Consider the following 22897-nt stretch of genomic DNA (forward strand, 5'->3'; position numbering starts at 1 on the left):
CGCTGTCACCGGGCGCGGTTTCGCTTTCCCGCTTTCCCTTGTTCCCTTCCCTGATTCGCCGTTGTCTCGCTGCTGCCAGCACAACCGCGGCAGCGATTACGATCGCACCGCGAAAGCGCCACACTGACGTTCCAGTTGAGGTGGGATTCGCCAATCGGAGCGGGAGCGTTTCGCCGAGGCGAAGCCAATGGCTCCCGCTGCGCGAAGCAAACCCGCTGGTTTCCCTGGCAGACCCGTCCGCGACGCACGCAGTGCGGAGTGGGAGCTGATGAGTGCCTTGTCGCTAACGCGGAGTGTGCGGGGGCACGGATTCCAGATGCACCACTGCCGCTACTGTGCGGGGGACCCGCTTATGAGCTGGCGGTGTAAAGCCGCTTTCTTTGCTTATCTTTCTTTGCGGCGGCAAAGAAAGTAAGTGCCGCCCCGCACAGGGGCAACGCTAATAGACCACTAACATATCAAGGAAAGGCCAAAAGACCAAAAGACCAACACCAGAACAGACCACGACCACAACAAGAAAAACCAAAGCGGCACCGCCAAACAAACCCGGCACCGCCAAACAAACCCGGCACCGCCAAACAAACCCGGCACCGCCAAACAAACCCGGCACCGCCAAACAAAATCAGCCCCTGAACAACCCCAAACCCTTCCCCTCTATAATGTCGGCAATTCTGACAAGAGGTGCTTCATGATCATCAAACCGCGCGTGCGTGGCTTCATCTGTGTATCGACCCATCCGACCGGCTGCGAAGCCAACGTCAAGGAACAGATCGAATACGTCAAGACACGCGGCCCCATCGCCAATGGCCCGAAAAAAGTGCTCGTGATCGGCGCCTCAACCGGCTACGGCCTCGCCGCCCGCATCAGCGCCGCCTTCGGCTCCGACGCCGCCACGCTCGGCGTCTTCTTCGAACGCGCCGGCAGCGAAACCAAAGCCGGTACGGCCGGCTGGTACAACACCGCAGCCTTCGAAAAATTCGCCAAAGAAAAAGGCCTGTACGCGACCAGCATCAACGGCGATGCCTTCTCCGATGAAGTCAAGCAACGCACCATCGAAGTCATCAAGCGCGATCTCGGTCAGGTCGATCTGGTCGTCTACAGCCTGGCAGCACCCAAGCGCACGCATCCGAAAACCGGTCAGGTGTTCACCTCAACCCTGAAGCCGGTCGGCAAGGCCGTCAAGCTGCGCGGCATCGACACCGACAAGGAAGTCGTCAAGGAAACGGTCCTCGAACCCGCCACGCAAGAAGAAATCGACAACACTGTCGCAGTGATGGGCGGCGAAGACTGGCAGATGTGGATCGACGCCCTCCTCGACGCCGGCGTGCTAGCCGACGGCGCGAAAACGACCGCGTTCACCTATCTCGGCGAAAAAATCACGCACGATATCTACTGGAACGGCTCGATCGGCGCGGCCAAGAAAGACCTCGACCAGAAAGTGCTCGGCATCCGCGAGAAACTGGCGGCCAAGGGCGGCGATGCACGCGTCTCGGTGCTCAAGGCTGTCGTCACGCAAGCAAGCTCCGCGATCCCCATGATGCCGCTGTACCTGTCGCTACTCTTCAAGGTCATGAAGGAAAAAGGCACGCACGAAGGCTGTATCGAACAGGTCTACGGTCTCTTCAAAGACAGCATGTACGGCGCAACGCCGCACATCGACGAAGAAGGCCGTCTGCGCGCCGACTACAAGGAACTCGATCCCGAGGTGCAGGCACGTGTCCAGGCACTCTGGACCCAGGTGAACGACAACAACATCTACGAACTCACCGACTTCAGCGGCTACAAGACCGATTTCCTGCGCCTGTTCGGATTCGAAATCGCCGGCGTGGACTATGAAGCCGACGTCAACCCGGACGTGCAGATCCCCGGACTCGTGCAGATGTGAGTCTTCGCGGGGCATCCACCGCCCCGCTTCCCCGGCCGCGCGGCAAAGCCCATATGGTTCAGGTCGTCGGTCGCCCGGGCGATGGCGCGCCGTTCGTTTCCGAGGCATTCGGCGGCTCGGTTGCGCCAGGCATCAGCCTTACGCCGCTGACGGAGTGGCTTGCCCGCTCGCAACCGTCTGTTCTCGCGAACGAGATATGGGCGCTAGACGCATTTCGAATGGCGTCGTAGCCGAACTGCCTGTCAACAGGGAAACGCCCCCTGAAGCGAGCGCAGAATGGCGAGCCCGATTGGAAAGTCGTCTGAAATACTCGGATGATTGGCGAAAAACTGGTCGAGCAGCGGATAGACATTCTGGTTGCCGATGGCCAGGTTTTGCGGCGGACAGAACAGCGGCGGACGTTTCTTCGACACCAGATCCCCATTCGCCCAACCCAGCGCGTTGATCGTGCCCGTGATGTAAGCCGCGTACACCGAGTTGTTGTCGGTATGTGCCCAGAGCTTATATTGCGCGGCCGTCATCTCGGCGCTTGCGTTGAGCGTAAAACAGGCTGCCAGCACAGCCAGTGCAAATTTCAGTACCCGCATCTTTCAAACCTTCAATCTGTATCGCGAAACCGGCCATTGTAGGCGAGTCGCGCCGAGCTACACAGAAGCACCCCGCACCTGGTCTTTCGTAAGCATTTGACCGGTATTTTTGTAAGCATTCACTTGCGAACGGACCCGTCACGCCAATGCCGCCTCAGTTCGGCAGCGTCGGGCCTGTTCGCCAAGGCGGCACAACGGAGCGCCGCCCTGGTGGAGTAACCGCGTGGCTTACGGCGTGCCGTTACGGCAATACGCCGGATAGCCAGGACGCGTGGCGAGGCGTGCCATGTAAGCCGTCAGCGCGGGAAAACCGCCATGCTGTAGCGGCGTTTCGAGCCAGCGGTTGATCGAGAGCGCGATCGGGATGTCCGCAAGCGAGAACGACGCTCCGGCGATGAAGGCACCGGTCGTCTCCAGTTGCCGATCGACGATCGCAATATGCCGGGTCCAATTCACGCACGACAGGTCGATCTGCTGACGGTCCTGATGCGCCGGCGAATTGCGGACCAGCGCCAGAAACGCGTAGCTCCATGCCCGATTGAGTTCGCTCGCCTGCCAGTCGATCCATTGATCGCATTTCGCGCGTTCGCAAGGGTCCCCCGGGTAGAGGAACTCGCCTCCATAACGGCCGGCCAGATAACGGATGATCGAGTTGGATTCCCACAGCACGAACTCGCCGTCCCGGATCACCGGCACCATGGCGTTCGGGTTCAAAGCGACGAATTCGGGCACGTTGGTCGTCCTGAATCCTGAGCCCCAATCTTCCCGCTCAAACGGCAGGCCGAGTTCGGTACATGCCCACAGCACTTTGCGGACGTTGATGGATGAGGCTTTGCCTAGTATCTGAAGCATGGCTGGTCGCTGCCCGTTCGGTCGCTATGGAGAAATACACCGGGAATCCGGTTCGAATCGTAGCGTATCCGTGACGTGACGAAGCGGACATGGACACTTTGCGCGCAGCGCACAGGGCCAGCTCGCCAACCTGACTCAAACCGACTCAAACCGACTCAAACCCCACCAGCACATTCACTGCATTCACTCCGATCGCCGCGACCGCATAGCCGCCTTCCATCACGAACAAGGTCGGTTTCCCCAATCGTCCGATCGCCTCGCCGATACGCAGATAGTCCGCGCTGCGCAGCTTGAATTGCGAAATCGGGTCTTCTTCGAAAGTATCGACACCGAGAGACACCACCAGTGCATCCGGCGCGTAATCGGCGACACGCGCGCAGGCCGCGTCGAGCGCCACCGTATAGTCCGCCCAAGCCGTACCCGGTTGCAGCGGAAAGTTGGCGTTGTAGCCGAGGCCGGCACCCGCGCCGGCTTCGTCAGCGTGGCCGAGAAAGAACGGGTACTCAGTGCGCGGATCGCCATGCAACGACGCGAACAATACGTCCGAACGCTGATAGAAAATGCTTTGCGTACCGTTGCCGTGGTGATAATCGACATCGAGAATCGCCACGCGCTTTGCGCCCGCATCGAGGAACGACTGCGCCGCCACCGCAGCGTTGTTGATATAGCAGTAGCCGCCCATATAGTCCGCCGCAGCGTGGTGCCCAGGCGGGCGGCACAACGAGAATGCGCCGCGCGCACCTTCCCTCACGTGGCGCGCGCCGGTGAGCGCCACGTTCACGGCGTCGCTGACGGCGGCCCACGTGCCCGCGGTGATCGGCACACCCGCATCCATCGAGTAGTAGCCGAGCTTGCCGTCGATATCTTCCGGCACGCGGTCCTGGCGCATGCCGCGCACCGGCCATATGAGCGGCAGCGCGTCATGCTTGCGGCCGAGCGCGCTCCATTCGTCCCACGCGCTGCCGAGAAACGCAATGAAGCCTTTGTCGTGAACACGGTGCACCGGATCGAGTCCGAACGATGCGGGCGCAATCACGTCGCCGAGCTTCGTTTCGCGCACCCGTTCCAGGATGAAATCAGCGCGGCTCGGCATCTCGAAGCAAGGCTTCATTTCGCCGTCGATCAATTCCGCGTGGCCATGATGCAGCCGGTGCCGATCGCTATACACAGTCAACATGCAATGTCTCCTCAGAATGCTTGCTGCTCGAATCCGTCACTCAATCCGGCGGGGTCCGTCACACTCGTGGATACGATAGTCACGGTGCCCCCTCCTGCGTCCGGTGTACGCCGTCGCTCGTCGCGAGGATGCCGTAGCAGGCCGGCCGCCGGTCGCGAAACACGCCCCATGCATGGCGTGTCGCGGCAACCGCATCCAGATCGAAACGATGCAGCAGGATCGCGGACTCGTCGCGCCCCGCTTTCTTCACCTGCTCGCCATACTGATCGGCGATGAACGACGACCCGTAGTAGCGCTGCGGGAAGTCGCGGCCTTGCTCGCGGCCGGTGCGATTCGCGGCGATCAGCGGCACGAGGTTCGCGCCTGCGTGGCCCTGCATCACGCGCTGCCAGTGCGCGCTGCTGTCGAGCGACGGGTCTTGCGGTTCGCTGCCGATCGCGGTCGGATAGAACAGCAGTTCGGCACCGAGCAGCGCCATCGCGCGGGCCGTTTCCGGGAACCACTGGTCCCAGCAGATACCGACGCCGAGTGTGCCGTAGCGCGTCGGCCAGACGCGCAAACCTGTGTCGCCGGGCGTGAAGTAGTACTTCTCGCTGTAGCCCGGACCGTCGGGAATATGAGTTTTGCGGTAGCGGCCGAGCACGCGGCCATCGGCGTCGATCATCGCCACCGTGTTGTAGAAGACGTTGCCGGCCCGTTCGAAGAAACTGATCGGCAGGACTACGTTCAACTCGGCCGCGACGCGGCTAAACCGCGTAATGGCGGGATGGCCCTCGAACGGCAGCGCATGACGGAAGTGCTTTGAATCCTGTTCGGTGCAGAAATACGGCAACTCGAACAACTCGGGCAGCAGAATCACCTGTGCGCCTTGTGCCGCCGCTTCACGCACGAGGCGCTCGGCCTCGGCGCGATTCGCCTCGCGATCCCATCCGGGGACGGCCAACTGGATTGCCGCCACGCTGACTGCACGCATCTCATGTCTCCCTTGTATTGGTCTGGGAAAATTCTGCCCGAGGCGCGCGTGAGCGATAGCGGAGAAGCGGTCATCGAGGGGATAAATGTGGCCAATGTGGCCCGGCGTCAGTCGTTCATGACGTGACTTTGCGGCACGAGGTTGCGCCGGCCGAACCGTCGGCTTCAAGGGGCGTTTCGACAGAACCGCCTGTCAGGCGTAGCGGTAATCGCTCGGACAATGGCCCGTCCAGCGGCGGAACGCGTGTCGGAAGCCCGCCGTTTCGCTATAGCCGAGCCGCTCGGCAATATCCGACATCGACAGCCGCGTGCGCGTCAGGTAGTCGAGCGCGAGATCGTGGCGCACGCGGTCGAGCAGCGTCTGGAAGGCGGAGCCGCTGCCCGCCAGGCGTCGTCTGAGGGTGCGCTCCGACACGCACAGCGCATCGGCGAGCGCGCGCAACGAACCGTAGCGGCAGGGGTCGGAATACAGCAGGCGCAAGCTGCGCGCGGTCACGTCGTTGCCCGCCGCGGTGGCCCATTCGCGTTCCAGTTGTGCGCATTGCTGGCGCGACATCAGATAGCTCACCGGCTCGGCGAGCGGCAGCGGTTCGTCGAGCCAGCTGGCCGGAAAAATCAGGGCGTTTTCGGTGGCGTCGAACGTGGCGCGACGGCCTATGCGCGCTTCGTAGGCATCCGCGTGAGCGGGTGCGTTGAACGTCACCTTGAGCGTATCCGGCGCGCGCCGTGCCGACAGCACGTCGCAGACGATCGCCCACATCGAGGCGAGACACATGTCGGTATTGATCACAGCAAGATCCGGCCGGTAGTGATAATCGGCCGCGACGATCGCCGCTTCCTCCGCGTTGCGGCGCAGCGAAACCTTGAAGTAGCTCCCGAGCAGTACGGGAAAGTCCTGGGCGCATTGCAGCGCGTCGCCGAGCGTGGGACTCACCAGCATCGCGTAGCCGAGGATGCCGTAGCTCGAAATATGCATGGCGCGGCCGATGTCGAGCCCAATACGCGTATCGCCGCAGGCGCGCAACGCGTTGGCGAACACCATCAGTTCCTGCGCCTGCGTGACGAGCCCGGACGGTCGCCGCAGGTCGGCCGCGCCGACGCCGCTTCCCGCCAGCAGCAGCTCAGCACTAATCCCCTGCCGCTCCAGCAGTGAGACGGCGGCGGCAATCGTATGCAGGGTCGCGACGCGTTGGGCCGGCGACGGGCGTTGCGAACACGGCGCATCGGTCATGGGCAGCTCTCAGGTTCCTTCGATGAGCCGATGATATTTGATCAAATTTCCCAAAAGGAAAAATCCATGTCATGATTTGATCAAATCTCATGATGCAAAACGTCCAGCTTTCCCGAACAGACAGCGCGTCGCGCAGGCTTCGCCGCCCCGCTTCGCGCCATCTTCATCAACCGACTGGAGTCAACCTTGCAAAGCGACCTACGCGACGATCTACGTGAATTCCTGGAGCATCACCGCATCCACGAGGTGGAATGCGTGATACCGGACATGACGGGCGTGGCGCGCGGCAAGATCGTGCCGAAGAACCTGTTTCTCTCGGAAGGCAAGATGCACATGTCGAACGCGCTGCTGATGATCACCGTCAACGGCGAGTTCGCGGATTTTGAGCGTTTCGTCGGGCCAAGCGATCCCGATATGGTCTGCATTCCCGATCCGAACACGGTTCGGCTCGTGCCGTGGGCAATCGAGCAGGTCGCAGTGGTGATCCACGATTGCGTCGGACTCGACGGCAAGCCCATCGGCATTTCGCCGCGCGCGGTGTTGCGGCGTGTGCTCAAACTCTACGAAGAAAAAGGCTGGCGCCCCGTGGTCGCGCCGGAGATGGAGTTCTACCTGATCGCGCAGAACAAGAATCCGCATGAACCGCTGCGCCCGCCGCTCGGCCGCGCGGGGCGTCACGAAGCCGGGCGCCAGTCGTTTTCGATCGACGCCGTCAACGAATTCGATCCGTTCTTCCAGGACCTGTCGCGTTTCTGCGAGATGACGCATCTCGGCGTCGAAACGCTCGTCCATGAAGTCGGCGCGGGGCAAATGGAAATCAATTTTTCTCACGGCGACGCGCTCGATCTCGCCGACCGCGTGTTCCTGTTCAAGCGGGCAGTTCGAGAAACCGCCTTCCGCCATGGCATTTTCGCGACCTTCATGGCCAAGCCGATGGAGCACGAACCAGGCAGTGCGATGCATATTCATCAGAGCATCGTCGACCGCGAAACCGGTGCGAATATCTTTTCGCTGCCAGACGGCACGGCCAGCCCGCTGTTCTTCAACTATATCGGCGGTCTGCAGAAGTACATGCCGCAAGCCATGCCGATGTTCGCGCCCTACGTGAACTCCTATCGGCGCCTGTCGCGGTTTACCGCCGCGCCGATCAACGTGCGCTGGGGTTACGACAACCGCACCTGCGGCATCCGCGTGCCGAACTCCGGACCGGACGGCCGGAGGCTCGAAAACCGCGTGCCGGGGGTCGACGTCAATCCGTATCTGGCCATGGCGGCCACCCTCGCCTGCGGCTACCTCGGCATGGTCGAGCAGCAGGAAGCGTCGGCGCCGATGGTCGAAAGCGCCTACGACCTCGAATACGAATTGCCGCGTGGCCTCGAAGACGCCCTCAAGGCGCTCCTGAAGTGCGGCGAACTCGCCGACGTGCTCGGCGAGAACTTCGTGCAGGCCTATTGCTCGGTGAAGGAAAAGGAGTTCGAGACCTTCTCGCAAGGCATCACCGCGTGGGAACGCGAGCATCTGCAACTGCTCGTCTGAGCGCGGACAGTTTATGGAAACGTCATTGGAGAAGCAGGATTTGGATACCCGTCACGGCATCAACTGGGAGCGCGCGCAGGCGCTTGTCGAACGAGAGCGCCGCGCTTTTGCGGAGGCCATGCCGGCATCGCGCGCGCTGTCCGAACGCGCCGCGCGCCACCTGTTGTTCGGCGTGCCGCTGCACTGGATGAACGACTGGTCGACGCCCTTCTCGCTCTATGTCGACGAGGCGCGCGGCGCCTCGTTTACCGATGTGGACGGCCATCGTTACGCCGACTTTTGCCTCGGCGACACGGGCGCGATGTTCGGCCACTCACCCGCCCCCGTGGCCCGCGCGCTTGCGGCCCAGGCTGAGCGCGGCCTGACGACCATGCTGCCGGGCGAGGACGCCGCATGGGTCGGCGAAGAGCTGGCGCGCCGTTTCGGCCTACCCTACTGGCAGTTCGCAATGACGGCGAGCGACGCTAACCGCTTCGCGCTGCGCTGGGCGCGCGCCGCGACCGGGCGCAGCCAGATCGTGATCTTCAACGGCTGCTATCACGGCACCGTGGACGACGTATTCGTCGATCTGGTCGACGGCAGGCCGCAACAGCGCGACAGCCTGATCGGCCAGGTGCACGATCTGCTCGAGGCGACACGCGTGATCGAATTCAACGATCTCGCCGCGCTGGAGAACGCGTTGAAAGACGGCGACGTGGCCTGTGTGCTCGCCGAGCCCGCGATGACCAACATCGGCATGGTGCTGCCCGCGGCGGACTACTTGCGCGAGGCGCAAGCGCTCATGCGCCGCTACGGCACGCTGCTCGCCATCGACGAAACCCACACCATCAGCTGCGGGCCGGGCGGTTACACGAGGGCATACGGCCTCGAACCCGACCTGTTCATCCTCGGCAAACCGGTGGGCGGCGGCTTTCCGTGCGCGGTGTACGGTTTTAGCGCCGAGCTGGCGGCCCGCGCGCAACATGCCAAGCGCAGCGCACCGCCCGGCCACTCCGGCATCGGCACCACGCTGACGGCCAACATGCTGGCGATGAGCGCGATCCGAGCGACGCTTGCCGAAGTGATGACCGAGGCCGCCTACGATCACATGTTCGCGCTCGCGGAACGGATCGAGGCGGGCCTGACGAATGCGATCGCGCGTCATGGTCTCGCATGGTGCGTGACACGCGTCGGCGCCCGCACCGAATTCCAGTTCACGCCAACCCCGCCACGCAACGGCTCAGAAGCCGGCCGCCAGCTCGATCCGGAGCTGGAACAGATCGTGCACCTGTACCTGCTCAATCGCGGCGTGCTGATCACGCCATTTCACAACATGATCCTGGTCTGCCCCGACACGTCGGTCGTCGACGTCGACAAACTGGTGTCGATGTTCGACGCCTGCCTGGCCGAACTGACCACGGGAGCCTCTCTGGATCGCGGCTGATCGGGTACGGCCGGCGCTAAACTGTCGGCCTTTCAGCTGTCTCTTTTGGCTTCTGCTTCGAGCTTTATGAAAACTTCGCGCCATCACACGCTGCAGGACCAGACCTACGAAACACTGCGGCAATGGCTGACGATCGGGCGCTTCGTGCCGGGCGAGCGCATCAAGATCCGTCACGTCGCAGCCGAGCTCGGCGTGGGCGAGATGCCGGTGCGCTCCGCGTTGCAGCGCCTCGCGGCCGAGTCGGCGCTGGTGAACGTGCCCAACTGCGGCGTGACGGTGCCGCGCTTATCGAAAGAACAATTCGACGATGTGCTGCGCGTGCGCCTGATTCTCGAAGGCCAGGCCGCCGAACTGGGCACGCCGCATCTCAGCGCGCACGATTTGGAAACGCTGGAAAAACTGAACGATGAAATGGAACAAGCTCTACGCACTACGGACGCCAAGGGCTATCTCGACGCCAACGAAGCATTCCATCTGATTCTGTACCGCGCGGCCGGCTCTCCGCTTCTACTCGAGTTGATCGAAACGGTGTGGCTGCAGGTCGGGCCGATTTCGAACCTCCTATTTGGCGATGCGCAGTTTGCCGGCACACTCAACGATGCGCACGACGAATTGCTCAACGCCGCCAAGGCGCGCGACGCAGCCGGCGTGCGGCGTGCGATCGAACACGATCTGAGTCATGCGGCGCATTGTTTGCGGGCACAGTGTCTGTGAGGATCGGGCTTGAATCAGGCCTTCAACGTCGCCTGTTCAAGAATCATGTCGTACAACGCCTGTGCCGCCGGCGATAAATGAGCCGTCTTGCGCGCCACGAGAACCAGCGTGCGCGAGACCACCGGATGCGTAAGCTCGATGGTGCGAACCGTCGGATACGCACCCTTCTGGATGGCGAGCGCCGGCACGACGGCCGCCCCCACTCCCTGAGCGACCAGACCGACCGCCGTCGAGCTGCGTTGCACTTCATAGAAAGAGCGCAGCGACAGCTCGCTTTTCTCCAGCGCAACATCGAGCAAGGCGCGATTGCCGCTAACCTCGCCCGCAAAGATCAGCGGATAGGGCTGCAATTGCGGCCACGCGATGCGCCGTCGTTTTGCCAGCGGATGATCTTCATGGCAAATCAGCACGTAGCGGTCTTCCGTCAACGGCACGCTGGCGAGATCCGGATGATGCTCGCCGGCGATATTGATGCCGAACTCCACCTCGCGGCGCAACACCGCCGCCTCCACCGCGGAGGAAGCGTGATCGAGAATCTTGATGCGGTTATGCGGATGACGCGCCGCATACGCCTGCAGAATGCGCGGCAGATACTGCACGCCCACGGTCGGCACACAGGCGATCGACACGTCGCCGCGACGGGCCACGCCCGTCTCGCGAATCTCCATCAGCGCATCGGCAAGCTCGCCCAATAAACGGCGTGCCTGAGGCAAAAAACTGCGCCCTATTTCCGTCAGCGCCATGGAACGGGTGGTCCGCTCGATCAGCGTGACGCCGAGAAACGCTTCGAGCTTACGCAGGCGTTGGGTAATGGCCGTTTGCGTGACGTGCAACGAATCAGCCGCGCCCTGAAAGCTGCCGCGATCTGCAATCGCAACGAACGCCTGGACGCCTAGTGTGTCGATTTTCATTAGAAAAATGAAGGAATGGCAATGATAAATTCATTTTACTCCGCCTTCGCCGCCGCACAGAATGAGTGGATTGGATCGGGTCGGCATTGCACGCGGTGAGCGGATGCCGGCGAACATGGCTTGGTGGCCAGGATGGCAGGCAACGGAGGGAAAGATGACTTCATCGACGGATTGGGCGGCAAAACAGTACATGTTGTTCGAAAACGAGCGTACGCGCCCGGTCAGGGATCTGCTGGCGGCGGTCCCGGCAACGACGGTGCGGGTCGCGGTCGACATCGGCTGCGGTCCCGGCAACTCCACCGAAGCGCTGGCGGCCCGCCTGCCCGGCGCGACGGTCAGCGGCATGGACAGTTCCCCGGACATGATCGAGGCAGCCCGCAAACGCCTGCCGCAATTCCAGTTCGACGTGAGCGACATTGCGACGTGGGATGCGCCGGGTCCGTACGACCTGATTCTGGCGAATGCCGTGCTGCAGTGGGTGCCCGATCACGAGCCGCTGTTTGCGTCGCTGGTGAAGAAACTTGCGCCGGGCGGCAGCCTGGCCGTGCAGATGCCGGACAACCTCGACGAACCGGCGCACCGCCTGCTGCGCGAAATCGCGGCGGACGGCCCGTGGGCGCCCAAACTCAAGGGCGTGGAACGCACCATGCGCTATGGAGCCGACTGGTATTACGGGCTGCTCAAGCCGCTGTGCGAGCGGGTCGACGTGTGGCGCACCGTCTACCATCACCCGCTCGCAGGCGGCGCGGACGCGGTGGTCGAATGGTTCAAGGGCAGCGCGCTGCGGCCGTTCCTGGCCGAGCTCGATGACCATGAAAAAGGGGTCTTCCTGGCGCGCTACCGGGATGCGATCGCCAAGGCTTATCCGGCGCTCGCCGACGGCACCGTGCTGCTGCCGTTCCCACGGCTGTTTATCGTCGCGACGCGCTAGCGCGGCCGGGACGGCGGCTCGCTGGCAACCGCCGCCGCACGCTGTTTGCGGTGCCGGAGCCGCCAGGGTCAGTCAGGCATTGCCGCTCGTGAATTCTGCGTGATATTGTGTAACGGAAGCGGAGGACGGCTTGCCGTCCTTACCGGAACGCAATTTACAGCAGCGAGCGTCGCCATGAGTGATGTACGCCATCATCTGAGTCCACGGGACCGTTTGGAGCTGTTGTGCTGGCTCACCTGCGGTTGCCTTGGCGCTTATTACCTGAACGAGGACTGGCCTGACGCGGCGTTTCACGTGCAGGCCGCCCATAAGTGGCTCGACCACCGGTCCCGGGAAGCGGACTGGCTGAGCATCGCCAGGCTGTCGGCCACCGCGCTGGAGATTGCGCGGCGGCACGCCAAATTTGTCGAAGCCGATTGGGCGCGGGACGCCGTCGAGGAAATTCTCGACACGGACGAACTCGATCCCCAGGCGCGGCTGGTGAAGCAGGTGCTGGCGGATTGCCAGAGCGCCCTGGCGGACAAGCGCCTGGCCGATTAACGGCAGACTAGAAATTGTGCCGTATGCCGACGATCACGGAGAGTTGCTTATCCGTGTCCGAGTTGACGATATTCGGAATCTGCGCCAGATTTTCGGTCTGCCCTGTCGCCGGATCGATCGCGAGGCCGGCGCCGGAAGATTTCTGCCCGATCGCCACCGCATAGACCGCTGTCCGCTTCGACAGGCTGTACACCGCCCCCAGGTTGATCTGATGCACGCGCGTTGAGGTACCCCCACTCGGTTTGGCGTCGTTGAAGATATACGCCAGACCAAGCTGCAAATCCGGCGCGAGCGTATACGTCGTGTTCAATTCGGCGATGTCGAACGCGATATCCGCCCCGTCGGGTCGCGCCGCACTCGCGAAATACTGGCTCTGCGACAGCCGCGTGTGCGTGTAGCTGAGCGCGACGCTCGCCTTGCCGAACGCATACGAACCCCCTGCTCCGAAAATCCTCACCTTGCTCGCCTGCTGCAACAGACAATACTGTGCATCGGCATTCGAGCAACTGAAATCGCCGATATACCCGGCAGTGCCGCCTAAGGCCGCCTGCAACGGCTGGTTCAACTCCAGATACCCCGCGCTCAACGACAACGGCCCCTGCGCGTAATTCGCCGCCAGCGACCAGCCCTTGTTCTGCGAAAAATTCCCTGCCACGCCCCCAAGGCTGAACAGCCCGCCAACCGTCAAACCGCCGAAGCTCGGGCTGATGTACTTGATCGAGTTGTTGAAGTTGAACGCCTCGTTGAGGTTGTCGACGTCGCCGAAATGCGAGCCGTATAGCGTCGCCCAGTTATTGCTCGACGCGTACGCGCCCATGTAGTCGGAGAACGGATCGTATTGACGGCCGACCGTCAGCGCGCCGTAGGTGGCGTTGTTCAAACCGACCCATGCGTTGCGGTTGAATAGCGTATTCGATTGCAGCATCGTGCCGCTGCCGATCAGAAAACTGTTCTCCAGCGTGAAGTTCACCGTGGTGCCGCCGCCGATATCCTCGGCGCCGGTCAAACCCCACCGCGACGGCACCAGGTTGCCGCCGGCCAACTGGTAATTCGCGTGGCCGTTGGTGCTGCCGTTGGCGAGCGTCGTCTGCTGGTTGGTCGTGTAGACGACGCCGGCGTCGACCGTGCCATAGAGCGTCACCGAAGATTGCGCATGGGCGCCCATCGCGAGGCCGCACGTGGCCAGCGCAAGCGCCGAGCGCTTGACGAATTTGTCTGCCATATCTCTGTCGAAAGTTAAGTGGTGAAATCAGCAAGAACAACGGGACGAACGACACCGCTCCGCTGCCGTTCGGAAATGAACAGCGGCAGTCGATCGTTGGAACGTAAGGAGGTGGCGCGCGCTGGGTACCTGGCGCGCCCTTCGATTACTGCCCGAAGCGTGCGTAGATATCCGGCCGCTTCTTACGCAAGATGAGACCGATCGCGACGCCGACGAGCGCCACGGCGAATACGATCCAGGGGAAAGATTTGACGATCGGGCTATCGGAGCCGCTGAGCGCGTCGAGATTGCGCACCAGAATCACGCCGATATACAGCAGGCCAATGCCGCCCACCAGAGGCGCGACAAACGAGTGCCATACACGCGTGTCCTTACGCGTCTTGCGGAAGAATGCGATGACGGAAAAACTCGTCACCGCTTGGAGCATCACGATACCGATCGTGCCGAGTGCCGAACTCCAGCTGAATACGATGTTGAACGCATCGCTGCCGGCCGCGATGAAGATTCCGAGCAGAACGCACACCGAGAGTGTTTGCAGATAGCTCGCCACATACGGCGAGCGGTATTTTTCGTGCACCCGGTTGAGGGCTTGCGGCAGGATGCCCTCCAGGCTGAGCGCATGGATATAGCGCACCAGCGTGTTATGGAACGACAGCAGACTCGCGAAGATACTGCTGAGCAACAGGAAGCTCATCACGGTCGTCACCGCACCGCCCAGGTACTTGCCGGATTGTATGAACCAGAAGTCGCCCGGTTGCTTCGTCGCGACCGCGACCACGTCATTCAGTCCGTACGCGCAAACAATCGTCCACGTGACGAAAGCGAAGAAAACGAGGATCAGCATGACCGACACATATGTCGCGCGCGGTACGGTCACCTTCGGATCGCGACACTCCTTACCGTAAATTGCCGTTGCTTCAAAGCCGATAAACGACGCGAAGGCGAACATCACTGCGATGCCGAGGTGACCGCTGAACACATGTTCCGGCGTGAACGGCGCGAGCGTGAGGCCGTTCGGGCCACCGCCGTGCACCACAATTGCAATCGCGAGCAGCAGCAGAATGCCGAGTTCGAGACACATCAGCACGCCGAGCAGCCGGCTATTCAGATCGATGCCGCGAATGCCGGTGAATTGCACCACGGCCACGCAGATCAGCGAGTAGCCGTACCAGGGCATCGCGGTGTGCAGCAGCGGCGAGAGAATCACCGTGCAGAAGAATCCAAACAGCCCGTACAGCGCGATCTGGATAAAGGTGTACGACATCAGCGCGACGAGTGCGCCGGCCATGCCCAGCGGCCGTCCGAGTCCCGCGGTAATGTACGCATAGAACGCGCCGGCGCGCACCACGTGCCGGCTCATCGACGCAAATCCCACGCTGAAAATCAGCAGCACCACGCCGGCAATCACGAACGCGCCAGGAATGCCCGCGCCGTTGCCCAGACTGATCGCCGGCGGCACCGCGCCGAGCATGCCGGTCAGCGGCGCGGCTGCGGATATGACGAGGAACACGATCTGCCACAAGCCCAGCGTATTGCCCTTCAGTTCCACGGGATTCTCCGCGTCGATCAGACGGGTCGGAGAGTAGGGTTCATTCATCGCTGCCTCTATTTTTGTTGGCTAGTCTGGAATTCGCCTAAACCCGGGACATGCTGGTCCAGACGCTCGGTTGACCGACATTCGATACTTCGGTGTGAGCGCATGGTAGGTAGCTAAAAAATAAAGCGTCTTCGCGAACTGCGCCATTTTTTCGATAATCTGCGCCAATGCGCGCTGCCTGGCAGGCGCGGCGGTTCGCAGCAAATACTTAGGATGTTGAAGTTATTTTTCGTGTGACGAATGTGCGCCTTCCTGCTTTCAGCGTGAAAGAAATTTTCGGTGTCAGGAGCGTTTATTGTTTCTTCCAGTTGCGCGTAGCGCGCCACAACACTGTCGCATCGGCATAACCCACGGCGCGAGCGATCGCCGCATTAGTAAGCCCGTCACGTTCAAGCAGTCCTTCCACACTGCGCTGCCGCTCTTCGCGCACGATCTGCCGTACGGAGGTCCCCGCCTCTGCCAGATGCCGCTGCAAAGAGCGATGGGATAAGCCAAGATCTTTCGCGATGTCCGCAACGATCAGTTTTTCGTGAGCAAGCCGCCGCGTGACCAGATCGCGCACCTGCTCGACGATGCTGTGAGGCATCGCATCGCGCGCAATCAGATCCGTGGCATGGCGTTCCATCATGCGCGCCATTTGCGTGTCGGCGCTCTTGAGCGGTGCGTCGAGATCTTGCGGGCGCAGGATCACGCCATTGAAAGGCTGCTGGAAGCGCACCGGTACACGGAAAATGCGTGCGTACGGTTTGAGATCGGCCGGTGCGGCATGCTCGAAATGCACTTCCACCGGATTCCACGCCGCGCCGCGTACGGCGCGAATCATATGGCACATCGTCGACAAGCTGTACTCCGCATCCTGCCGGCGCGGCCATATCTGCGGATTGGCGATCTGATAGGTCCATACCGGCCATTCGCCGTCGCGCAGCAACTCGCAGGTCGTGGTGTTCTGCCACGAGGCAAGCGCGAGGGAGAATTTGCGCATCGCCGCGTTCAAGGTCGGTGACGACAGGAACACGAGACCCGCGGGCCCGAGCTCCGTCAGTTGCAATTCGCTGCCGAGACGCAAGCCAAGCGACGGTTCGCCGAGTACCTCGGCCGTGCGCTCGAAGGCCGCTACATAGCGGGTGAGCGGCAGAATTTCATAGGGGTTCGACAGGAGCTTGCGGCTCATGCCGAACGCTTCGAGCAGCGCGTCGCAATTGGCGCCTGATGCATCGAGCGCGCGCACAATCGGTCCCATTACCGCAGCGCGGATCATCGGGAAACTGCCGTTGAGCGTGACTTTTTTCATGCGGAGCGTCTCCTCTCAAGTCTTCGCTGATGTGCTGCTGTGTCATTGCACCTGGCGCACTTTATCGTTCATTTGGCGCGATAAGCAAGCGCGAAAATAATATTGAGTTCCTACGATTTGCCATCGACTCAGCGTTCGCCGCGCTCGGCTCATCTGCGCGGGACCGCCGTCCGGTCCAGCACAATCCTTACGGGAACCTTATGAATACGAATGCCACGAAAGCCGCTCACGCGCCAGTTCATCCGCTCGATCCACTGAGTCCGGACGAAATGCAGCTTGCCTGCGATCTCGTGAAGGCCGGCGAAAAACTCGACGCGCAGGTTCGCTTTCCGATGGTCGAATTGCGTGAGCCGCCGAAGGCCGAAGTGGTCGCATTCAAGGCCGGCGAGTACTTCTCGCGCACGGCGTTCGTCCTGGCAATCGACCGCACGAACGGTACGATCGTTGAATACACCGTGGACCTGAGAGAAAAAAGAGTCGCCTCGCGCAACGCGTTGCCGTGCGATCGCGCGCCTTACGGCCAGCCGCCGATCATGATCGAAGACTTCATGAACGCCGAGCAGATCGTCAAGAATGACGCCGCATGGCGTGTTGCGGTGTTGAAGCGAGGCCTGACCGAGAAGGATCTGGAGAATGTGCAGGTGGATCCGTTTTCCGCCGGCTGCTTCGACCGCGAGAACGAGAATGGCCGGCGCCTTGTGCGTTGCGTGAGTTACTACCGCGAGAGCGTGACCGATAACGGCTACGCGCATCCGATCGAAGGCGTGGTGGCGGTGGTCGACCTGCTCGAGAAGAAAGTGATCGAACTGGTGGACGACGGCCGCATCATTCCGATTCCGCGTGCGAAGCACAACTACGACACGCCGAGCCTCGGCGAGCCGCGCGGCACGCTCAAGCCGCTGTCGATCAGCCAGCCGGAGGGCCCGAGCTTCAAGATCGACGGCTGGCACGTGAGCTGGCAGAACTGGAACTTCCGGGTCGGCTTTACGCCGCGCGAGGGACTGGTGCTGCATCAACTGTCGTGGGACGACGGCAAGAACACCCGCCCGATCATCTACCGTGCGAGCGTGACCGAGATGTGCGTGCCCTACTCCGACCCAAGCACGAACCACTACTGGAAAAGCGCGTTCGATGCCGGCGAGTATGGTCTGGGAAAACTGGCGAACCAGCTTGAACTTGGTTGCGATTGTCTCGGCACGATCCGCTATTTCGACATTCCGTCCGCTGACGATTTCGGCAATGCGTTCCTGATGAAGAACGCCGTGTGCATGCACGAAGAGGATTACGGCACCCTGTGGAAGCACTATGAGTTCCGCACCGGCGTGTTCGAAATGCGCCGCTCGCGGCGCCTTGTGATCTCCTTTTTCGCGACCGTCGGCAACTACGATTACGGTTTCTACTGGTACCTGTATCAGGACGGCACGATCCAGCTCGAATGCAAGCTGACCGGCATCGTCCAGACCTCGGCCGTAGCTGACGGCGACGCATATCCGTGGGGCGGCATGATTACCGAGAACCTCGGCGGCCCGACCCATCAGCACTTTTTCAATGCGCGCCTGCACATGATGGTGGACGGCGAGCGCAACACTGTGACCGAGCACGAATTCGTGCCGCGTCCGATGGGCGAAACGAATCCGTACGGCAACGTCTTCGACACCACGAAGCGCGTGTTCAAAACCGAAAGCGAAGCCGCGCGCATGGCGAACGGCAGTACGGGACGTTACTGGAAGGTGACCAATCCGAACGTGAAGAACGCCGTCGGCGCCAATCCCGGTTACAAGCTGATCGTGAACGACTCCCCGCTCATGCTGGCGGACGAACGCTCCAAGGTTCGCCAACGCGGCGGCTTTGCTACGCGCCACGTGTGGGTCACACCGTTTGACCCGACCGAGCGCTACGCGAGCGGTGACTATCCGAACCAGCATGCCGGTGGTGATGGCTTGCCGCGTTACATCGAAGCGAATCGCAACATTGAGAACGAAGACATTGTCTTGTGGCACAGCTTCGGACACACCCACGTGTGCAAACCCGAGGACTTCCCGGTGATGCCGGTGGAGTACGCCGGGTTCATGCTCAAGCCGAACAACTTCTTCTCTGCCAACCCGACGATGGACTTACCGTCCGAGCGTGACCAGAACAGCGTTGAAGACGGCAAGTCCGCGGATCATGGCTGCTGCAAGCACTGAGCCGGCGCCGCGCCGCGCGCGAGTTGCGGCTGCGCGCATAGCCGACGCGGCATGCGTGCGTGCCGCGATGGCGGCGGACGCCACACACGCGCTGATGGCGAGCATGGGAGAAGCGGCACGCCGGCCGATTGCGAGCCTGAGAAACCACACAGGCGGGCTAGTGGCGAGCGTGAGTGGCACGGCCTGTGTGTTGCTCGTGAGTGGCGTCGCGACACTGGCGGCGCAAGCCGGCCTTGGTCCCCGAGCCAGCGCGATATGGATGAGCGCGCTGGCTTTGGCAACGATGACGATCGTGCCGTTATTGATGTCCCGGGTCGCCAGAGCGCAGACCACGTTTGCAACGGCAGTGACGCTGACCGTTGCGATGAGTGCGATGAGCGTGGTGCCACCGTATGTGAGCAAGCTGGAGCATTCCGGTGCAATAGCGGCGATGTTTGCGATGGTGGGCGGCGTATTGCTCTGTTGCCGGCGGCATCTTGCCGGCACGTGGGCTGCGCCATCAGGAGATCCCGATCGAAATCGGTACACGAGTAACAGCTCGGATCGATCGAGCGAATCCATCTATGCGACCGGCGCAACGGTGCTGCTTGCATTACTTGCGGGCTTATCGAGCGGCATGCTTGCGCGTTTCCAGCTGGTTGCAATTTGCGGCGTGGGTAGCCTGCAACCGATATGGCAGATCGCACTTTCGCTGGGTGCTGTTTGTGCGTTGTCGTTCATCGCTGACCGATCCGGCAACAACAATCGGATGTTGATTGCGTTGTACGTGTCACGCGCGGCGTTAATCGCAGCGCTTGCCGCAGCAGACGCCCCCACCGCGGCCGTGCTCGCGGCAAGAATATTTGTGATTCTGGACTGCCTGACGATTCCGGCGCTCATGAAGCCACGCGGCAAATCGAGCGGGGTGATAAACGCTGGCTGCCCTGGCGCGGCACATCACGTTGGCATGATATTGGGCGCAACGTTATCGACGACGCCTTATTTTTTCGGTGACGGATTCACGATGCTGTATGTATCGGCCGCGACAGCGAACCTGGCTTGCGCCGTAACGCTAGCGACCGGCCGATGGCCATCACGCAAGCACTTAAAGCACCGCACCCTGGGGCAAACCTATCCGGCGAGCACGAAGTGCGAGTCGGGAAGTATGACTGCCTTGTCACTGAGGCGGAGTGTGCGGGAGCACAGATTCCAGATGCACCACTACCGTAGCTGCGCGGGGGACCCGCTTAAGAATTAGCGGTGTAAAGCCGCTTTCTTTTGCCTACTTTTCTTTGCGGCCGGCAAAGAAAAGTAGGTGCCGCCCCGCACAGGGGCAACGCCAATAGACCACTAACAAATCAAGGAAAGGCCAAAAGCGCCGGATCAAAAAAAACACCCCTACAGGCAAGCCGCAAAAAACCAAGAAACTCAACCCTCACCGGAGCCTCCACAAAATGCCCGACCAGAAAACCGCAGCACATCTTCCCACCACCATGTTCATCAACGGTGAAAAGACCCCTAGCGCCGCAGGCAAAACCTTCCCTATATACAACCCAGCCACAGGAAAAGAACTAGCCCAGATCCCGGACGCATCGGAAACCGACATCGACCACGCGGTCAAAACCTCGAAGGCGGCCTTCGAATCCAACACCTGGCGCAGAATGCCGCCAGCCACTCGTGAGCATCTGCTACTAAAACTAGCCGACCTGATAGAACAGCACACAGACGAACTAGCCACCCTGGAGACCCTGAACCAGGGAAAACTCATCGCCTTCTCAAAGATGCTGGAAGTCTCGGGCAGCGTCCAATGGTTGCGTTACATGGCTGGCTGGGCCACCAAAATCGAGGGTACGACTTTCGACCTGTCGATCCCCTTCCCCCCGGGCACCCGCTACAACGCTTCGACAAAACGCGTCCCGACGGGCGTGGTCGCCGCAATCGTCCCCTGGAATTTTCCGCTGCTGATGGCGGTCTGGAAAATTGCTCCGGCGCTCGCCTGCGGCTGCACCGTCGTGCTCAAGCCAGCCGAAGAAACTCCTTTGACGGCAATCCGTCTGGCCGAACTGGCTCACGAAGCTGGCTTCCCCCCGGGCGTATTCAACGTCGTCACGGGCCGCGGCGAGACTGCTGGCGCGGCGCTGGTCAGGCATCCACTGGTGAATAAAGTCACTTTCACCGGATCAACCGAAGTGGGCCGCATCATTGGTCGTCAATGCGCTGACGATCTGAAGCGGGCGTCGCTGGAACTGGGTGGCAAGAGTCCGGTGATCGTGCTGGACGACTGTGACCCGAAGAAAGCGATTGAAGGCGCGGCAGGCGCGATTTTCTTCAACCACGGACAGGTCTGTACTGCGGGTTCTCGCCTGTACGTTGCGCGATCGATTTACGACGAAGTCGTGCAAGGGATTGCCGCTGTGGCCGACGGTATCGCATTGGGTTCCGGTTTCGACGCGGCGACGCAGATGGGGCCCATGGTGTCCGCCCGGCACCGCGACAAGGTCATGGGGATGATTGCGCAGGGCAAGCAGGAAGGCGGTGAGATTCTGTCGCGCGATGCGGCTGTTGATGCGGATGGTTTTTTTGTCCGGCCGACGGTTATTGCCAATCGCGCTTGCAAGCCGCTTACCGTTGTCAGGGAGGAGGTATTCGGACCGGTGCTGGTGGCGATGCCTTACGACGATATCGATGAGGTTTTGACGCTGGCCAACGCGTCAGAGTATGGGCTTGGGGCGAGTGTGTGGACGAATCAACTCGATAAAGCGCTGCGGCTTGTCGATGGGATCGAGGCTGGGACGGTTTGGGTCAACACGCATAATATGGTTGATCCGGCTATGCCGTTCGGCGGGTTTAAGGCGTCCGGGATCGGACGGGAACATGGGAAGGTTATTGTTGATTCCTATACGGAATGTAAGTCTGTTTGTATTGCTTACTGATATTTTTTGCCTGGTTGGTGGTTTTTGTTGTTGATCTGGATTTTTTGGGCGTTGCCCATGGGTTCTGGGCGGTGCCTTGCTGGGTTCGTGGTCTGTTTTGTTTTTGGTCTTTTGGTCTTTTGGTCTTTTGGCCTTTCCTTGATATGTTAGTGGTCTATTAGCGTTGCCCCTGTGCGGGGCGGCACTTACTTTCTTTGCCGCCGCAAAGAAAGTAAGCAAAGAAAGCGGCTCAAACCGCTAATTCTTAAGCGGGTCCCCCGCGCAGCCACGGCAGTGGTGCATCTGGAATCTGCCGCCTCGCACATTCCGCCTCAGTGACAAAGGAGTCATACCTCCGGCGGCGCTGCGCGCGCCGATACCTAGTTCATAAAACCGGTCGCTGGATTTTCGCTTCCGCGGTTTTGTCCCTTCCCCGACTCGTCGTTGCATCGCTGCCACCGAGTTGCGTCTCATTCTCCCGGTTGTCCCCGTTCCCCGACTCGCCGTTGCATCGCTGCTCCACGCACAAGCACAACCGTGGCGGTGGTCGCGGTCGCCAATGCAATGCACAGACATTTCCTTTGAATTGGAGGTTGGCCAATCAGAGCGGGGACGTCTCGCCGAGGCGAAGCCGACGGCTCCCGCTGCGCGGAGCAAACCCGCTGGTTTCCCTGGCAGACCCGTCCGCGACGCACGCAGTGCGGAGTGGGAGCTGATGAGCCCTGTGTCAACGGCGCGGAGTGTGCGGGGCGACAGATTCCAGATGCACCACTACCGCTACTGCGCGGGGGATCCGCTTATGAGCTGGCGGTGTGAGCCGCTTTCTTTTGCCTACTTTTCTTTGCGGCAGGCGGTGTGTGTCAAGGTAGTTGTCGCCTGAACCGTTACGCTGCCTGCTTGTATCTGTGAGCCGATGCCAGGGTGCGCTCCGGATTCAGATGGACTTTGTCT

Annotated in this window: 18 protein-coding genes; 9 read left to right on the plus strand and 9 right to left on the minus strand. The window is 61.4% G+C overall.

What is annotated here, in order from left to right; all coding sequences use genetic code 11:
- Window positions 1-688 precede the first annotated feature (688 nt).
- A complete protein-coding gene (gene fabV, locus HWX91_RS21250) occupies window positions 689-1885 on the plus strand; it encodes an enoyl-ACP reductase FabV (protein ID WP_028198753.1) in 1197 nt (398 codons plus the stop codon).
- Between the two features lie 242 nt (window positions 1886-2127).
- Here fabV and HWX91_RS21255 read toward each other — a convergent pair whose 3' ends face one another.
- The 5 genes from HWX91_RS21255 to HWX91_RS21275 all read right to left on the minus strand — a co-directional run bounded on the left by HWX91_RS21255 (window position 2128) and on the right by HWX91_RS21275 (window position 6704).
- Complete coding sequence (locus tag HWX91_RS21255) at window positions 2128-2472, minus strand: hypothetical protein (RefSeq protein WP_025496479.1); 345 nt, start codon at window positions 2470-2472, stop codon at window positions 2128-2130.
- 228 nt (window positions 2473-2700) lie between these two features.
- Entirely contained in the window at window positions 2701-3324 is a 624-nt protein-coding gene (locus tag HWX91_RS21260) for a glutathione S-transferase family protein (protein WP_025496480.1), read from the minus strand.
- Window positions 3325-3469: 145 nt separating this feature from the next.
- Complete coding sequence (locus tag HWX91_RS21265; protein WP_028198754.1) at window positions 3470-4501, minus strand: histone deacetylase family protein; 1032 nt, start codon at window positions 4499-4501, stop codon at window positions 3470-3472.
- A gap of 79 nt (window positions 4502-4580) precedes the next feature.
- On the minus strand, window positions 4581-5474 hold the full coding sequence (gene aguB / locus HWX91_RS21270; protein WP_028198755.1) for an N-carbamoylputrescine amidase: 894 nt from the start codon (window positions 5472-5474) through the stop codon (window positions 4581-4583).
- A 192-nt stretch (window positions 5475-5666) separates the two neighbouring features.
- Window positions 5667-6704: an AraC family transcriptional regulator gene (locus HWX91_RS21275; RefSeq protein WP_028198756.1), complete on the minus strand. Its 1038-nt coding sequence runs from the start codon at window positions 6702-6704 to the stop codon at window positions 5667-5669.
- A gap of 186 nt (window positions 6705-6890) precedes the next feature.
- Here HWX91_RS21275 and HWX91_RS21280 point away from each other — a divergent pair, with 186 nt between their 5' ends.
- From HWX91_RS21280 to HWX91_RS21290, 3 genes are all read left to right on the plus strand, one after another.
- Window positions 6891-8240 (plus strand): glutamine synthetase family protein, encoded by a 1350-nt coding sequence (locus tag HWX91_RS21280; protein ID WP_025496484.1) that lies wholly within the window; start codon window positions 6891-6893, stop codon window positions 8238-8240.
- Window positions 8241-8280: 40 nt separating this feature from the next.
- Window positions 8281-9663 carry an aspartate aminotransferase family protein gene (locus tag HWX91_RS21285; RefSeq protein WP_028198757.1) on the plus strand — a complete coding sequence of 461 codons (1383 nt, stop codon included), beginning with the start codon at window positions 8281-8283 and terminating at the stop codon, window positions 9661-9663.
- Window positions 9664-9729: 66 nt separating this feature from the next.
- Window positions 9730-10377: a GntR family transcriptional regulator gene (locus tag HWX91_RS21290; protein WP_028198758.1), complete on the plus strand. Its 648-nt coding sequence runs from the start codon at window positions 9730-9732 to the stop codon at window positions 10375-10377.
- A gap of 14 nt (window positions 10378-10391) precedes the next feature.
- On the opposite strand, the gene HWX91_RS21295 is transcribed toward HWX91_RS21290, so the two are convergent.
- Window positions 10392-11288 (minus strand): LysR family transcriptional regulator, encoded by an 897-nt coding sequence (locus tag HWX91_RS21295; protein ID WP_028198759.1) that lies wholly within the window; start codon window positions 11286-11288, stop codon window positions 10392-10394.
- Window positions 11289-11442: 154 nt separating this feature from the next.
- Between HWX91_RS21295 and tam the strand changes: the two genes are divergently transcribed.
- Together tam and HWX91_RS21305 are read left to right on the plus strand one after the other, a co-directional pair.
- Window positions 11443-12219 (plus strand): trans-aconitate 2-methyltransferase, encoded by a 777-nt coding sequence (tam, locus tag HWX91_RS21300; protein ID WP_028198760.1) that lies wholly within the window; start codon window positions 11443-11445, stop codon window positions 12217-12219.
- A gap of 174 nt (window positions 12220-12393) precedes the next feature.
- Window positions 12394-12759, plus strand: coding sequence for a hypothetical protein (locus tag HWX91_RS21305; RefSeq protein ID WP_028198761.1), 366 nt, complete (start codon window positions 12394-12396; stop codon window positions 12757-12759).
- 7 nt (window positions 12760-12766) lie between these two features.
- On the opposite strand, the gene HWX91_RS21310 is transcribed toward HWX91_RS21305, so the two are convergent.
- From HWX91_RS21310 to HWX91_RS21320, 3 genes are all read right to left on the minus strand, one after another.
- Window positions 12767-13981: a porin gene (locus tag HWX91_RS21310; protein ID WP_028198762.1), complete on the minus strand. Its 1215-nt coding sequence runs from the start codon at window positions 13979-13981 to the stop codon at window positions 12767-12769.
- A gap of 145 nt (window positions 13982-14126) precedes the next feature.
- A complete protein-coding gene (locus HWX91_RS21315) occupies window positions 14127-15578 on the minus strand; it encodes an APC family permease (protein ID WP_028198763.1) in 1452 nt (483 codons plus the stop codon).
- A gap of 292 nt (window positions 15579-15870) precedes the next feature.
- Window positions 15871-16869 carry an AraC family transcriptional regulator gene (locus tag HWX91_RS21320; RefSeq protein ID WP_028198764.1) on the minus strand — a complete coding sequence of 333 codons (999 nt, stop codon included), beginning with the start codon at window positions 16867-16869 and terminating at the stop codon, window positions 15871-15873.
- A 200-nt stretch (window positions 16870-17069) separates the two neighbouring features.
- Here HWX91_RS21320 and HWX91_RS21325 point away from each other — a divergent pair, with 200 nt between their 5' ends.
- The 3 genes from HWX91_RS21325 to styD all read left to right on the plus strand — a co-directional run bounded on the left by HWX91_RS21325 (window position 17070) and on the right by styD (window position 21967).
- Entirely contained in the window at window positions 17070-19055 is a 1986-nt protein-coding gene (locus HWX91_RS21325) for a primary-amine oxidase (RefSeq protein ID WP_028198765.1), read from the plus strand.
- Between the two features lie 259 nt (window positions 19056-19314).
- Window positions 19315-20292, plus strand: a complete 978-nt coding sequence (locus tag HWX91_RS21330; protein WP_127837916.1) for a hypothetical protein — start codon at window positions 19315-19317, stop codon at window positions 20290-20292.
- A gap of 196 nt (window positions 20293-20488) precedes the next feature.
- Complete coding sequence (gene styD / locus HWX91_RS21335) at window positions 20489-21967, plus strand: phenylacetaldehyde dehydrogenase StyD (protein WP_028198767.1); 1479 nt, start codon at window positions 20489-20491, stop codon at window positions 21965-21967.
- Window positions 21968-22897: the final 930 nt, after the last annotated feature.

Source organism: Paraburkholderia fungorum (assembly GCF_902833645.1).
In the GTDB taxonomy this organism is placed as follows: Bacteria; Pseudomonadota; Gammaproteobacteria; order Burkholderiales; family Burkholderiaceae; genus Paraburkholderia; species Paraburkholderia fungorum.

Coding starts and splice junctions, on each gene's coding strand:
- fabV (WP_028198753.1), top strand. CDS start 689: ATGATCATCAAACCGCGCGTGCGTGGCTTCATCTGTGTATCGACCCAT.
- HWX91_RS21255 (WP_025496479.1), bottom strand. CDS start 2,472: ATGCGGGTACTGAAATTTGCACTGGCTGTGCTGGCAGCCTGTTTTACG.
- HWX91_RS21260 (WP_025496480.1), bottom strand. CDS start 3,324: ATGCTTCAGATACTAGGCAAAGCCTCATCCATCAACGTCCGCAAAGTG.
- HWX91_RS21265 (WP_028198754.1), bottom strand. CDS start 4,501: ATGTTGACTGTGTATAGCGATCGGCACCGGCTGCATCATGGCCACGCG.
- aguB (WP_028198755.1), bottom strand. CDS start 5,474: ATGCGTGCAGTCAGCGTGGCGGCAATCCAGTTGGCCGTCCCCGGATGG.
- HWX91_RS21275 (WP_028198756.1), bottom strand. CDS start 6,704: ATGACCGATGCGCCGTGTTCGCAACGCCCGTCGCCGGCCCAACGCGTC.
- HWX91_RS21290 (WP_028198758.1), top strand. CDS start 9,730: ATGAAAACTTCGCGCCATCACACGCTGCAGGACCAGACCTACGAAACA.
- HWX91_RS21295 (WP_028198759.1), bottom strand. CDS start 11,288: ATGAAAATCGACACACTAGGCGTCCAGGCGTTCGTTGCGATTGCAGAT.
- tam (WP_028198760.1), top strand. CDS start 11,443: ATGACTTCATCGACGGATTGGGCGGCAAAACAGTACATGTTGTTCGAA.
- HWX91_RS21305 (WP_028198761.1), top strand. CDS start 12,394: ATGAGTGATGTACGCCATCATCTGAGTCCACGGGACCGTTTGGAGCTG.
- HWX91_RS21310 (WP_028198762.1), bottom strand. CDS start 13,981: ATGGCAGACAAATTCGTCAAGCGCTCGGCGCTTGCGCTGGCCACGTGC.
- HWX91_RS21315 (WP_028198763.1), bottom strand. CDS start 15,578: ATGAATGAACCCTACTCTCCGACCCGTCTGATCGACGCGGAGAATCCC.
- HWX91_RS21320 (WP_028198764.1), bottom strand. CDS start 16,869: ATGAAAAAAGTCACGCTCAACGGCAGTTTCCCGATGATCCGCGCTGCG.
- HWX91_RS21325 (WP_028198765.1), top strand. CDS start 17,070: ATGAATACGAATGCCACGAAAGCCGCTCACGCGCCAGTTCATCCGCTC.
- HWX91_RS21330 (WP_127837916.1), top strand. CDS start 19,315: ATGAGCGCGCTGGCTTTGGCAACGATGACGATCGTGCCGTTATTGATG.
- styD (WP_028198767.1), top strand. CDS start 20,489: ATGCCCGACCAGAAAACCGCAGCACATCTTCCCACCACCATGTTCATC.